This window comes from Rhodococcus sp. 06-418-5, from assembly GCF_002258285.1.
Taxonomy (GTDB): Bacteria; Actinomycetota; Actinomycetes; order Mycobacteriales; family Mycobacteriaceae; genus Rhodococcoides.
The window spans coordinates 261,958-274,530 of sequence record NZ_NOYE01000037.1 but is presented as its reverse complement, the minus strand read 5'-3'; the positions used below and the strand labels follow the sequence as shown (position 1 = coordinate 274,530).

Below are 12,573 nucleotides of genomic sequence, written 5' to 3'. Positions count from 1 at the left end.
TCACGGCGACAGAGCCTGCAGACAAAGCCCCGCATCGACTTCGGTCGATGCGGGGCTTTGTCGTATCTGGTGGGGAGTTCGTATCGGCGTCCGCGGTGAGTTCTCCGTGCCACTCGGGTCAGTAACGGCATGACCAACCCAGAATCCAGCACCATCGTGAACATCGGCGTGGCCATGTTCACCGTCGCAGATCAGGACGCGGCTCTCGACTTCTATTCGCGCGTGCTCGGCTTCGAGATTCGCGGCGATCTGCGGTTCGGCCCCGAAAACGAATACCGGTGGTTGGAGGTGGCCCCGCCGGGATCGACGGCACGGCTCGCCCTGAACCCGCCGATGGGAGGAACGCCCGGCGGCGGATCCATCGGTGTCGAGACAGCCGACGTCGCGGCCGAACACAAGCGTCTGAGTGCACTCGGCGGAGTCGATCTCGACGACTTCATGGAAGAAGTCGACGGTGTTCCGCCCATGTTCGCGCTGCGTGATCCCGACGGCAATTCGGTGTGGGTCGTGCAAGCCTGACGGTTCGACCGGCTATCTCCGGTCGATGAACGTGTACAGCTCGGCGATCGTGCCATGCTTGATGACGGCGAAGTCCTGGCCGGTGACGACGGCTGGAGCGTCGGGTGGCGAGAGTGCCCAGGAGATGCGTGCGACGTCGCCCAGCACGGCGGGTTCGACTGTGACGGAGAAGGACAGGCCGGCGGAGTCGGTGAGGAGTGCGGTGATCACTCACCGAGCGGACGGTCTCGACCACCGACGGCCGCGCCACGGATGCCGTTCTGACCGAGGCGGGCCGGGCGGCTCTGGACGCGTCGGCGGCGGGTCATGTCGAGCTGGTGCATCGCCTGTTCTTCGACGGCCTGGCAACCAAGGAGGTCGACGCTCTCGGATCGATCCTCACTCGTCTGCGCGACCACGTGCGAACCAACGGGACGCTGCCTCGGCCGCAGTGACACGTCCATCAGGTAGCTCCGGGGTGCTCACTCGTGGTGGCAGACGGCTTCGAGGTCGATGCCGTTGAGGTCGCGCACGAAGGATCCGTAGTACGTGGCGTGGTATTCCGGCTGCAGTCCCGGCGGCCGGAGCTCGACTGCTCCTGCCGAGAGTGCTGCCGCGTGGAAGGCGTCGACGGCGGCGCGATCGGGGGCGCTGAACGCGAGATGGGTGTGGGGTCCGATGGCCGATCCCGGTGCGTCGACGATCCAGAAGAAGGGCTTCACGTTCGCCCAGCCGAACGCGATCATGGCGAGCTGGTTGGCCTCGGGGGTGTGCGGTACCCGCATGATTTCGCTGATCCCCAGCGGTGCGAGTGCAGCACCGTAGAACTCGGCGCTGGCGGTGAGATCGGTGACGCCGATGTTGAGGTGGTCGATTTGGGAGCCGGTGCGGTCGATGTTCGTCATGCGCTCGAGTGTGGCCGAGGTCGCGGACGACTTCGGTCCTGAATCGAATGACAACGTCGTGTTCACTTTCCCGTTCGATCGATGACGGGCACAGTTCGCTCGGGCGCGGGAGCCTCGAAGGATGGTGAGACGGGGTAACGAGATACGGTTCGGGCAGGACATCTCTCTGCGTGCCGGGGCCACGCGTCGACAGTTCCTGACATGGAGTGCGCTGGTGGGGGCGCTGGCGTTCACTCCCGAACTCGCGGGAACCACGGCGACGGCAGGTGCGCAGTCCGTGGTGACCCCGGACTACTCGTTCCGCCTCGGCGTGGCATCCGGCGACCCACTGCCCGATTCGGTGGTGCTGTGGACCAGACTCGCCACCGATCCCTTCGCGCCACTGGGTGGAATGACTCCCGGCGTGGTGCCGGTGCGGTGGCAGATCTCGGCGGACGAGCGATTCGCGAGCATCACCCGCGAAGGTATCGAGCTGGCCACCGAGTTCGACGGCTGGTCGATTCACGTCGACGTCCGAGGTCTCGAGCCAGCTCGTGAGTACTTCTATCGCTTCCTCGTCGGGCCGCATGCCAGCCCGGTGGGCCGCACCAAAACTGCACCGGCACTGGGCCAACCGTTGAGCAAGCTCGACTTCGCGTGGGCGTCGTGCCAGAAGTGGGAGGACGGCTACTTCGGCGCGTACCAGGACTTGGCCGCGTCGAATCTCGATGTGGTGTTCTTTCTGGGCGACTACATCTACGAGTACGCGATCAAGGACGAGGGTGCCAGGCAGGGCGAGCCGCGCACCGAATCCGCTGCCCGAGAAACCATGGTGCTCAGCGACTATCGCGACCGATATGCGCTGTACAAGGCGGACGAGAATCTTGCTGCGGCCCACGCGTCGGCACCGTTCGTCTCGACGTTCGACGATCACGAGGTGGACAACAACTGGGCCTCGCAGATCAGCCAGGACGACGACGATCCGCGAGAGTTCTTGTTGCGCAGAGCCGATGCGTTCAAGGCGTGGTGGGAGAACACTCCGGTTCGGGCGAATCTGAAGCCCGTCGGACCGGACATGACGGTCTATCGCCGGTTCTCGTTCGGAGATCTGGTGGACTTTTCGGTACTGGACACGCGGCAGTACCGCAGCGATCAGGCGCACGGCGACGGCGAGCATGCGCAGGACGCCGAGACGGCAGATCCGTCGCGCACGATCACCGGTGCAGCGCAGGAGAAGTGGATACTCGACGGTTTCGCATCACCGTCGAGGTGGAACTTCCTGGCGCACCAGACGGTCATCTCGGACCTGGCCCGTGGGCTCGGCAGCGATCGCAAGGTCGGGATGGACCCGTGGAGCGGATACGAGGCATCTCGGCACCGAATTCTGGACGGGGCCAGGGATCGCGGCACGAAGAACGTCGCGTCGATCGTCGGCGACATTCATCGCACGATCGTCTCCGAGCTACGCCGCGACTACCAGGATCAGGCGTCGTCGATCCAAGGTGTGGAGATCGCGACCACCTCGATCGCGTCGGGTAAGGACGGTGCCGATGTCGACTCGGCCGGCGCGGCCATCGCCGAAGCTTCTCCGCACGTCAAGTACGGAAATGCTCGGCGCGGCTATCTCCGTAGCACGCTGACGAACACCGAATGGCGTTCGGAGGTCAGGGTTCTCGATCGCGTCTCCACACCGGGGGCATCGGTACGAACCGCAGCGACGGTCACCGTCCCCGAAGGCCGCCCCGAGATTCAGCTGGGCTGACGCCGGTCATTGGCGGATCGCGAACATCGGCATCGCCAGACCGAGCAGCATCACGGTGAACAGCAACCATGCCGCGCCCTGCCAGATCGGCCACGTGCCACCGGCACGGTAGGACCTGTATCCCAACGTCAGAGCTCCGATGCCGCCGAGGAAGCACACTGCGGGCACCGACGCGGCCAACACGGGATTCGTGCGGTCGACGACCAGGAACAGCGCGGTCAGTGCCGCAGCCACCGCCACCACGGCCGCACAGTATCCGGCCGCTCTGCGAAAGACGACGGGGTCGTTCCAGCGCTTTTCGACGTCGCGGTCGGCGATGGTGCGTTCGGTCGGATCGTTGGCGGGCATACCGGTGGGTTACCCGCTGCGCGCGGGTCTACCCACGTGTCGGCCGGTCAGCGACCGTCGGCGATGATCTGTGCGACGTTGCGTTCGGCGAGTGCGGTGATGGTCAGCGACGGGTTCGCGGCTCCGGTGCTGCCCGGGATCAACGCACCGTCGACGACGTAGAGCCCGGGGTGACCCTTCACCCGGCCGTAGCCGTCGGTGACGTCGCCCAGCACCGCGCCGCCGAGGGGGTGGGCGGTGAAGGTGTCGTCGACGTCGCGGGTGAACGGTTCGGCCGCGACGATGGTTCCGCCGGCCTGGGCCATCCGATTCTGTACTGCGCGTAGGGCTTCGACGGTGTCCCGGCTGCCGCCCTTCGGCCAATTCAGCGTCAATCGGTCTGTGGCGGAATCGAATCCGAAGTTTCCGCGCAGTGGGTCGATGGTCATGCCGAGTGAGCCGATGAATCCGAGGTTCACGGGAACGCCTGGCACGTACCAGTTCTCGACGGTCAGTGGCAGTGAGGAGTCGTCGACGATGCGGGATGCGCAGGGCGCTCCTTGCGGTCCGGCGGACATCGGCCCGAGCGACCGCGTCATCGACGCGTCGCCGTTGGTGCCCCAGCCGGTGCCGACGAATTCGTTGAGGTTCGGCAGTGCGCCGGTGGTGCGGGCGCGCATCAGCAGTTCGGTGGTGCCGATGGATCCGGCTCCGAGGACGAGCGTGTCGCAGGTGACGGTGCGTGTCTCGACGATGTTGCCGAACGGGTCGAGGCGTTCGATCTCGACGCGGTAGCGGTCGCCGGATTCGGTGCCGATCGCTGCGACGCGGTGGCTGTGGCACACCGTCGCGCGGCCGGTGGCCTCGGCCTGGGGGATGTAGTTCTGCGTCAGGTCGTGCTTGGCACCGTTGGAGTTGCCGAAGGTGCTTGCGCCGACGGTCGCGGACGGCCGCGAGCGTCCGGCGAGCTCGTCGCGGACGACGTTCCAGTTCCAGTTGCCGTCCACTGCCTGTGGGGTGAACCCGGCCCGCCGGGCGTGGTCGTCCCAGGTGCGCGAGTGCGAGAAGTTCGGGCTGTTGTAGACGTCCTCGGGCATCGGCGACGGCCGGAGCATCGAGCGCGCCTTCGGGTACCAGGTGGCAGCCATCTCGTCGTAGTTCAGGCGTCCGCCGAAGGAGGCGTCGAAGAACTTCTTGTCGGGCGCGATGGTGACGCCGGTGTAGACGATCGAGCCACCGCCGACGGCAGCGCCGCGCCAGACCGAGAGGTTCTCGTACCGGGTGGTGTCGAGTACGCCGCCGAACAGGTCGACCGGTCCGACGGGCATTCCGGTGATGTTGGTGAACGAGGTCTGCTGCCACAGTCCGCGTCCGTCGGCGGTCATGTCGGCGGTGAAGATCTCGCGCCACGGGTCACGTGGCCAGCGCAGTCCACGTTCGAGGACGGTGACCTGGGTGCCGGCCTGTGCCATACGAAGGGCGGCAGCGCTGGCACCGAATCCGGAGCCGATGACGAGGACGGGAGAGTGGTCCGGTGGGCGCGGGGGATCGGCGAACAGCTCGGGGACCAGTGATCGGATTCGTTCGGCACCGATGGGGAGTGCGCCTGCTGTGGAAGAACCCGGTGCCCCGGCGGAGCCCAGGACCGGAGCGGCGGCAGCGCCGAGCATTCCGGCAGCGGCCAAACGCAGCAGTTGCCTTCGATTCACGGAAAACTTCCCCCTAGTACGTGCGGACAGCGCTCTCGATTGTGTCGTGTTTGCTGTAAGAAAGCGAACACTTCGGTCGGATATGGGACGGCTCCCAGCTCGGCCTCAGGTTTGCCTGTCACACTCCGCTCATGGTTTCGCCATCGGTGGCTCTGTTACTGCTCTTGGCAGCGGTAGTGGGCATCGCAGCGCACCGTGTCGACGCCCGTGGGCAGGCGATGCTCGTCTTCGGTGCTTTGGCACATGTCCTCATGCTCGCCGCGGTGCCGGGCACTGTTCTCGCGGCCGTGGCGTTCGGTTGGTGGGGGCTGGCGGCGGGCGCGGTTGTATCGGTGGGCGCCGCTGCCACACAGATTCCTCTGTACAGGCACCGCTCCCGGACGGAGGCCGAGCCGGAGCTGACGGTGTTGCACGCCAACATCTGGTTGGGTCAGGCCGATCCCGACGCGTTGGTCGCGCTGGTCGAGCGGCACCGACCCGACGTGCTCACTCTCGTCGAACTGACGCCGGAGGCCGACGCCCGCCTTCGCCCGGTGCTGTCCGGCTCGTTGCCGTACGCGCACGTCAGCGCCGCTCCCGGCGGCGAGGGCACCGGAATCTACAGTCGCTTCCCGCTGGTCGACGAGCAGCGTCACGACGGTTTCGTGACAGAGCTGCTCTCCGCGCGGGTGGAGATGCCGGGCCGGCCGCTGGTGTTCGCAGTCCATCCGGTGCCGCCGTGGCCGCGGGAGCCGTCCGAGTGGGTACGTGAGCTGGGGCTGTTGCGCCAGCTGCTGGCCAAGATCCCCGTCGACGACGGTCCGGTGGTGGTGGCGGGCGACTTCAACGCGACGCAGGACCATCGGCGGTACCGAGATCTCCAGGACGGCCGGTTCGTCGATGCGGCGGTGGCCACCGGGGCGGGCATGCTCAGGACGTACCCGGCGCACACGTGGTATCCGCCGGTGATCGCCATCGACCACGTTCTGGTGGCAGATCTGGCCGTTGGATCGGTGGAAGCCGTGACGATTCCCGGCTCCGACCACCGCGGCATCCTGGCTCGGCTGGCCTTCGGTCCCGGTCAGCGCTGATCAGGACTGTGCGGGCAGTTGCTGCACCGACCACTTGTTGCCGTCGGGGTCGGCGAAGTACACGAACGTGCCCCAGCCTTCGTCCTTCGGCGGGTCGATGGTCAGGCCGGCTGAGGTGAGGTGCTCGTAGGCCTGCTGGACGTTGTCGACGACCATCAGGATTCCGGCGCCCTTGCCCGGCTCGGCGTCGGTGATGTTCTCGCCGATCGCGATGGAGCACGCCGAGCCCGGGGGAGTGAGCTGGACGTATCGGATGCCGTCCCAGGGGCGGGCATCGTGGTCGGCGTTGAAACCGATCGAGACGTAGAAGTCCTTGGCGCGGTCCACGTCGGTGACGGCGAGGGTGACGAGTTCGAGCTTCATGGTGAGGTTCATGACGCAATGATGAGCGCCATTGCGGACACATTCGGTCCGCGTCGAACGAACACTTCGAGAAATATGCCCGACGCCTCGTCGGTTGAGATATCCGTGTTCTTCTCATTGCTCGACAGGTCCCGCACGCGATCCGGTTTCGACGACGCCTCGGCGCTGCGCCATACCGTCGAACGAGCGGTACATGCGGAGAAGATCGGGTTGCATCGGTTCTGGGTGGCCGAGCATCACGGCGTTCCCGGGATCGCGTCGGGCGCGCCTGCGGTTCTCGCGGCGGCGGTGGCGTCGCGCACCTCGCGCATCCGCGTCGGATCCGGCGGAGTGATGCTGCCCAACCATCAGCCGCTGGTCGTGGCCGAGCAATTTCTGATGTTGGAGTCTCTGTTTCCCGACCGGATCGACCTCGGTGTCGGTCGCTCCCTCGGTTTCACCGAGCCGGTTCGGGCAGCATTGCGCAGTGAGCGGACCGACACGTTCGAGGCCGACATCGCCGAATTGCGTTCCTATCTGGACGGTTCGGGTTCGGTGACGGCCCGGCCCGCTGTCCCGTCTCCGCCGGTGTTCGTACTCGCGACGGGAGCCGGTCTCGAGGTTGCCGCTCGCGCCGGGCTTCCGGTCGTCGTCGGCGGACCGATAGTGCATCAGGACGATCCATTGGCGCTCTACCGCAAGCATTTTCGTCCCTCGCCGTCGAATCCCTCACCGTACGTGATTGTTTCGTTGGACGTGACCATCGCAGCGGACACCGCCGATGCCCGCAGGCTCGCCGTCCCGGAGGCGTGGGCGATGGCCAGGTCCAGACGTGAGGGTGAGTTCCCGGCTCTGCAACCGGCGTCGGGGATCGATGAATCACAGTGGACGCCGCAGACGCGGAATCGAATCGAGGCGTCGTTGGCGTCGAGCATCCTCGGCACGGCCGGGCAGGTCCGTCCGCGGCTGGAGGAGGTGGTCGAGCGCACCCGCGCGAACGAGATCATGGCGTCGACGTCGACGTACGATCGCGCCGAACTGTTCGACGCCGATGCCGCGTTCGCTCAGCTCGCGGGGGTGGCGGGTTGAACCGGTGCCGTCGCTGCCAGGGCGGCCACCAGGTCGCGTTGAATGTCGGTGATGGGCACGGTCGCGTCGACCACTGCCGATACCGGGAGTCTCAGCCTGCGGTCGGCCTCGGTGCGGAAGACCAGGCCGGTCTTGGGGGTGCTGTCGGCGGTGCTGGCGTACAGGATGGACCAGCATTGTGGGTTCTTGAGGAGTTCGGCGCTGGCGGTGTGATCGGACGCCACGGGCGGGCCGAAGCTCAGTGGCAGTCCGCTTCGTTTCATCTCACGCTCGATCACCCGGTGCAGCAGGATCTGTTCGCTCCGTTTGGGAAGTAGCAGGGGGTAGCCGGCGAGCTGACTCAGACTCGGGTTGCTCTCACCCGCCAGAGGATGCCCCTCGGGGAGGACGACGACGAGGTCTTCGGTCCACAGCTCGGTGACGTGCAGACCGGAGCGTTCGACGCTGCCGCGGATCAGCGCCACCTGGCAGTCGCCGGACGTCACCGCTTCGATCTGTTCTGCGAATCGTTTCAGGACGAAGTCGATCTCGGCGTCGGGATGGCGCTCGCGTACCGCGACGATGGCGGAGATGGCGTTGGCTGCGAAGGTCATGTTTCCGGTCAGGCGCAGCTGATTACGTTTGCGCGTCGTCAGCGCCAGGGCGGCTTGCTCCAGCTCCACCATGTGCCGGGCGATGGACACCAATTGTGCTCCGACAACGGTCAATCGGACGGTACGAGAGGTTCGCTCGAACAGGGGCTCACCGATTTCTCGTTCCAACTTGGAGATCTGCAGGCTGATCGCCGATTGCGAGACGTAGCAGCGTTCGGCGGCGCGGGAGAAGTTCAGTTCCTCCCCGACCGCGAGGAAGTATTTCAGCTGCCGCAGTTCCATGCGGCCATTCAATCATGAGTTCTGCTCATAGATGCTATTTCAACTTCCGCGTTGATAGAGCATCGCGGTCGGAGTTTCATGGAGGTAGTTCTTCGTAGAGGGAAAGACTCGAGCCGAAAAGGAAAGTGCTGTGCAAACGTACGACGTCGTCATCGTGGGATCGGGATTCGGAGCATTGGCCGCCGCCAAGTCTCTGGGCAAGGCCGGTGTGACGTTCTCGCTGATCTCCAGCACCACCGAACACCTCTTTCAGCCGCTGCTCTACCAGGCCGCAACCGGAATGCTCTCGACGGGCGAGATCGCCCCGCCGATCAGGCGCATTCTCGCGCAGTACGAGTCGGCCGACGTGCGTCTCGGACGCGTCGTCGATGTCGATCCCGAGGCGCACCAGGTCACCTACATCGGTGCCGGGCAGAGCCACACCATCGGCTTCGGTCGTCTCATCGTCGCCACGGGAGCCACGCAGGCGTACTTCGGTCGTGACGAGTTCAAGGACCGCACGTTCGCGCTCAAGACCGTCGACGACGCGATCGCTCTGCGTGAGCAGATTCTGAGCTGCTACGAATCCGCGCACATGACAACCGATTCGGCTGCTCGCAAGGAGCTGTTGAGCTTCGTCGTCGTCGGTGCAGGCGCGACGGGTGTCGAGCTTGCAGGTCAGATCAGGGATCTCGCGCACCGCTACTTCGCCGGCTCGTTCCCGGACATCGATCCCGACGATGTCACGGTGACCCTCGTCGACGGTGTCAAGGAAGTGCTGCCGGCGTTCGGCGGCAAGCTCAGCGCGTACGCCCGTACGAAGCTCGAGAAGTCGGGCGTCGACGTCGTCACCGGTGCCATGGTCACCGATATTGCCGACGACGTGGTGACGGTGCAGGACGTGGACACCAAGACGTCGAGGACGTTCGCCGCCAAGACGGTCATCTGGTCGGCGGGCGTGCAGGCCAGTGATCTGGCGGCCACCGTCGCCGAGCGGACCGGGTGTGAGACCGACCGTGCCGGACGGCTTCTCGTGCACGACGACCTGACGGTCGGTTCGGCGAAGGACATCTACGCGATCGGCGACGTGACGTCGCTGAACAAGTTGCCCGGTCAGTCGCCGGTGGCGATGCAGCAGGGCAGGCACGTTGCGAAGATGATCATCGGAAAGGTCGACGCGGGAACGCCGTTCGAGTACACCGACAAGGGCAGCATGTCGATCGTCGGCCGCTTCAGCGCGGTGGCACGACTGTTCGGCAAGGTCGATATGTCGGGACCGATCGCGTGGATCATGTGGCTCGCGGTGCACCTGATGTACCTGGTCGGCTTCCGGAACCGCTACGTTGCGGTGGTGTCGTGGATGACCTCGTACATCGGCGACAAGCGACCGCACTTCCAGTACACCGACCATTCCGCTTCGCTCGAGGAGCACACCAGCGACACTGCCGACGAAGACGAGCGCAGAGCGGCCTAGTTGTGAAGACCTAGGTCGCGATGCCGTTGCGGTAGGCCCAGATCACCACGTGCACTCGGGTATTGACCTCGAGTTTGCGGCAGATGTTGCCGATGTGGGTCTTGACGGTGCTCTGTTCGACCTGCAGTGAACGGGCGATCTCGTTGTTGCCCAGTCCCTCCGCAAGTAGTCGAACCACTTCCATTTCGCGCAGACTCAGGTCGTGTTGCGGTGCAACGGGAGTGGTTCGACTCGGCCTGCCCCGGCGAGCGAACTCTGTCATCAAGCGCGGGGTCAGTCGTGGAGAGAGCACCGCTCCGCCGTCGGCGACGGTGACCACCGCGTCGGCGAGTTCGTCGGGGTCGGCGTCCTTGAGCAGGAAGCCGGACGCTCCGCTGTCGAGAGCTGCGAACACGTACTCGTCGAGGTCGAACGTGGTGACGACGATGACGCGAACGCTCTCGAACTGTGCCAGTATCTCGCGCGTTGCGGTCAGTCCGTCGCCGTTCGGCATCCTGATGTCCATCAGTACGACGTCCGGTCGCAGTGCCGACACCTGCTGCACGGCATGCCTTCCCGAGCTCGCGTGCCCGACGACCTCGATATCGGGATGGCCGGCGAGGAACAGCTCGAATCCCTGCCGAACCACGGGCTGATCGTCCGCGATGAGGACGGTGATCATGCCGGCATCTCCTGTGGTCGAGAGATCTTTCCGCCGACAGGTAGTCGAGCACGCACGGTCCACGTCGTTCGGTCGTCGGACGATCCTGCATCGAGGGTGCCGCCGAGTAGTGCGGTGCGCTCACGCATTCCGGGGATGCCGAACCCCTGACCCGAGGACTCGCGCAGCTCGGAGCTGTCCGGCGTGAGCGTGTTGGTGACGGTCACCTCGATGGCCGAGTGTAGGTCGGATACCTCGACGTAGACATCGCAGTTCGGCGCATGGCGTCGGGCGTTGGACAGCGATTCCTGAACGACGCGATAGCACGTCAACTGCACCGCGCTGTCGGTGTCGTCGCTGTCTGCGAGGATGCTCGTGTCGATGCGCCCGAACGACATTCGTGACTGGTCGATCAGTTCGGGAAGGTCAGCGATCATCGGCTGCGGAGCGCTGTTGTTCGTCTCGCTCGGGCGCAGTATGCCGACGATCTGGCGTAGGCTGTCGAGGGTCCGTTGGCCGTGTTCGATTGCGCCGGTGAGTAGTTCGCGTGCCTGCTCGGGGTTGCTCGTGATGAGTGTCTTGGTTGCCTTGGCTTGGATGAGCATGCCGGTCAGGTGGTGGGCTGCGACGTCGTGTAATTCGCGTGCCATGGCTCTTCGTTCGTTGTCCAGGGCTGCGTTCAGCTGTTGCCGGTGTTCGAGTTCGGCTCGGCCCAGGGCGGCCTCACTCTCGAGTTCCTGCGCGCGGTTTCGTGCGATGTACTTGCCCAGTGCGATGAGCACCGTGTAGTTGATGGCGAGGTTCGCGATCTGCTCGGCGACCACGCCGATCGTGCCACCGGGGCCGGCCGCGGCATCCGGGTAGGACAGGCGGGTGTCGACGCTGACTGCGATTTCGAGAATCAGCCCGACGGCGATGGGAGCGAACAGGCGTGGCCCGGTCGCCCGAATTGCCAAGGCGACGATGGCGAACCAGTACAGCGGGGTGAACCCGAGAGTCCGGTCCGGCAGGACGAGTATGAGCGCGACGCTGATCGCCACCACCGACAGGTATGCCGTGACGGGAAAGGATCGGCGCACGCACGTCACCGCGGTCATCGCCAGCAGGGCAACGACACTCACTGCGATCAGGGGTGGGTTGCTGACCAGTTCGTCCCGGGTGTCACCGACCGTGCCGGTGGAGAGTTGGAATCCGGCGTAGAAGAGAGTGGCCAGGAGCATTTCGATCGGCAGTACCACGGGATTGCGCGGCCGCCAGGACGGGCGAAACGTGCGCACTACGCGGTGAAAGCCCGGTACCCGGGAATCACCCAGCATCAGAGTCGACTCCGTTCTCCTGCCGCATCTTTCGAGCTCGAGCTCTTCGTACCCGCAGTTTTGGAACCCAGCACCCACAGCGGTCCGGTGACGAACCAGAAGAACGTGATGACGCCCAGTGGCTGGATCACGGTCTTCAGCGCTGCTGCCTGGTCCGAGTCTGCCACGGTGTAGGCCAATGCGTAGGTGATCGCCAGCGCGATGGCGGCGGCGCACAGCCATTTCACGAATCCCCGAATTTCGTTGCGGTAGGCCTGCGGGCCGGTCTTCGGGGGCTTGACCGGTGCGGGTCCACCGGCGAATCGGTGCGTGAAGCGTACATCGAGCCAGGCCACGGTGGAGTGCGCGAACACGACGGTCCAGCCGAGGTAGATACCGGCGAGGCGATGCGCGAATTCGACGTCGCCGCCTCGGTGCAGATCCAGGGCCACCGCCGCGACGAGGACAAGATCGAGGACCGGGAGCAGGGCCAGGGTGAGGGTGCTGGCGCGCCGCATCCGTGCCACGTAGCGCAGGCACAGCCCGCCGATCACCAGTACCCAGAAGCCGACCTCGCAGATCGCGATCGTCAGCAGAATCGGATTGTTCATGGACCCGATCTCACCGCA

15 protein-coding genes are annotated in these 12,573 nt (G+C 65.4%); 5 read left to right on the top strand and 10 right to left on the bottom strand.

What is annotated here, in order from left to right:
* The first annotated feature begins 129 nt into the window (after positions 1 to 129).
* Positions 130 to 519, top strand: a complete 390-nt coding sequence (locus tag CH274_RS26475; RefSeq protein ID WP_094659383.1) for a VOC family protein — start codon at positions 130 to 132, stop codon at positions 517 to 519.
* A 12-nt stretch (positions 520 to 531) separates the two neighbouring features.
* Here the strand turns inward: CH274_RS26475 and CH274_RS26470 are convergent, their stop codons facing one another.
* The 3 genes from CH274_RS26470 to CH274_RS26465 are packed head-to-tail and all read right to left on the bottom strand — an operon-like array spanning position 532 to position 1,403.
* A complete protein-coding gene (locus CH274_RS26470; RefSeq protein ID WP_094659382.1) occupies positions 532 to 729 on the bottom strand; it encodes a hypothetical protein in 198 nt (65 codons plus the stop codon).
* On the bottom strand, positions 726 to 962 hold the full coding sequence (locus CH274_RS28985; protein ID WP_143546648.1) for a hypothetical protein: 237 nt from the start codon (positions 960 to 962) through the stop codon (positions 726 to 728). Before CH274_RS28985 ends, CH274_RS26470 begins: the two co-directional genes overlap by 4 nt.
* Before the next feature lie 18 nt (positions 963 to 980).
* The gene (locus CH274_RS26465) at positions 981 to 1,403 is read right to left on the bottom strand and encodes a VOC family protein (protein ID WP_094659381.1); all 423 of its coding nucleotides are present in this window, start codon (positions 1,401 to 1,403) and stop codon (positions 981 to 983) included.
* 121 nt (positions 1,404 to 1,524) lie between these two features.
* Between CH274_RS26465 and CH274_RS26460 the strand changes: the two genes are divergently transcribed.
* Positions 1,525 to 3,144: an alkaline phosphatase D family protein gene (locus tag CH274_RS26460; RefSeq protein ID WP_094659380.1), complete on the top strand. Its 1,620-nt coding sequence runs from the start codon at positions 1,525 to 1,527 to the stop codon at positions 3,142 to 3,144.
* Positions 3,145 to 3,150: 6 nt separating this feature from the next.
* On the opposite strand, the gene CH274_RS26455 is transcribed toward CH274_RS26460, so the two are convergent.
* Both CH274_RS26455 and CH274_RS26450 read right to left on the bottom strand, forming a co-directional pair.
* On the bottom strand, positions 3,151 to 3,492 hold the full coding sequence (locus CH274_RS26455; RefSeq protein ID WP_094659379.1) for a hypothetical protein: 342 nt from the start codon (positions 3,490 to 3,492) through the stop codon (positions 3,151 to 3,153).
* A 47-nt stretch (positions 3,493 to 3,539) separates the two neighbouring features.
* Entirely contained in the window at positions 3,540 to 5,180 is a 1,641-nt protein-coding gene (locus CH274_RS26450; RefSeq protein WP_045199049.1) for a GMC oxidoreductase, read from the bottom strand.
* Between the two features lie 131 nt (positions 5,181 to 5,311).
* On the opposite strand from CH274_RS26450, the gene CH274_RS26445 reads away from it, so the two are divergent.
* Positions 5,312 to 6,250 (top strand): endonuclease/exonuclease/phosphatase family protein, encoded by a 939-nt coding sequence (locus CH274_RS26445; RefSeq protein ID WP_094659378.1) that lies wholly within the window; start codon positions 5,312 to 5,314, stop codon positions 6,248 to 6,250.
* Here CH274_RS26445 and CH274_RS26440 read toward each other — a convergent pair whose 3' ends face one another.
* Entirely contained in the window at positions 6,251 to 6,625 is a 375-nt protein-coding gene (locus CH274_RS26440; protein ID WP_032393975.1) for a VOC family protein, read from the bottom strand.
* Between the two features lie 93 nt (positions 6,626 to 6,718).
* Between CH274_RS26440 and CH274_RS26435 the strand changes: the two genes are divergently transcribed.
* Positions 6,719 to 7,681, top strand: a complete 963-nt coding sequence (locus CH274_RS26435) for an MsnO8 family LLM class oxidoreductase (RefSeq protein WP_179275868.1) — start codon at positions 6,719 to 6,721, stop codon at positions 7,679 to 7,681.
* Here the strand turns inward: CH274_RS26435 and CH274_RS26430 are convergent.
* Positions 7,657 to 8,556, bottom strand: a complete 900-nt coding sequence (locus CH274_RS26430; RefSeq protein WP_032393977.1) for a LysR family transcriptional regulator — start codon at positions 8,554 to 8,556, stop codon at positions 7,657 to 7,659. The two genes, CH274_RS26435 and CH274_RS26430, sit on opposite strands and share 25 nt — an antisense overlap.
* Positions 8,557 to 8,686: 130 nt before the next feature.
* On the opposite strand from CH274_RS26430, the gene CH274_RS26425 reads away from it, so the two are divergent.
* A complete protein-coding gene (locus tag CH274_RS26425; protein ID WP_094659376.1) occupies positions 8,687 to 10,009 on the top strand; it encodes an NAD(P)/FAD-dependent oxidoreductase in 1,323 nt (440 codons plus the stop codon).
* Positions 10,010 to 10,019: 10 nt separating this feature from the next.
* Here the strand turns inward: CH274_RS26425 and CH274_RS26420 are convergent, their stop codons facing one another.
* Genes CH274_RS26420 through CH274_RS26410 form a run of 3 tightly spaced genes read right to left on the bottom strand, consistent with a single transcriptional unit; the run spans position 10,020 to position 12,555 of the window.
* A complete protein-coding gene (locus CH274_RS26420) occupies positions 10,020 to 10,670 on the bottom strand; it encodes a response regulator transcription factor (RefSeq protein ID WP_032393979.1) in 651 nt (216 codons plus the stop codon).
* Positions 10,667 to 11,965 carry a sensor histidine kinase gene (locus CH274_RS26415; protein ID WP_094659375.1) on the bottom strand — a complete coding sequence of 433 codons (1,299 nt, stop codon included), beginning with the start codon at positions 11,963 to 11,965 and terminating at the stop codon, positions 10,667 to 10,669. Before CH274_RS26415 ends, CH274_RS26420 begins: the two co-directional genes overlap by 4 nt.
* Positions 11,965 to 12,555, bottom strand: coding sequence for a hypothetical protein (locus tag CH274_RS26410; RefSeq protein ID WP_179275867.1), 591 nt, complete (start codon positions 12,553 to 12,555; stop codon positions 11,965 to 11,967). The genes CH274_RS26415 and CH274_RS26410 overlap by 1 nt, the downstream gene beginning before the upstream one ends.
* Between the last annotated feature and the right edge of the window lie 18 nt (positions 12,556 to 12,573).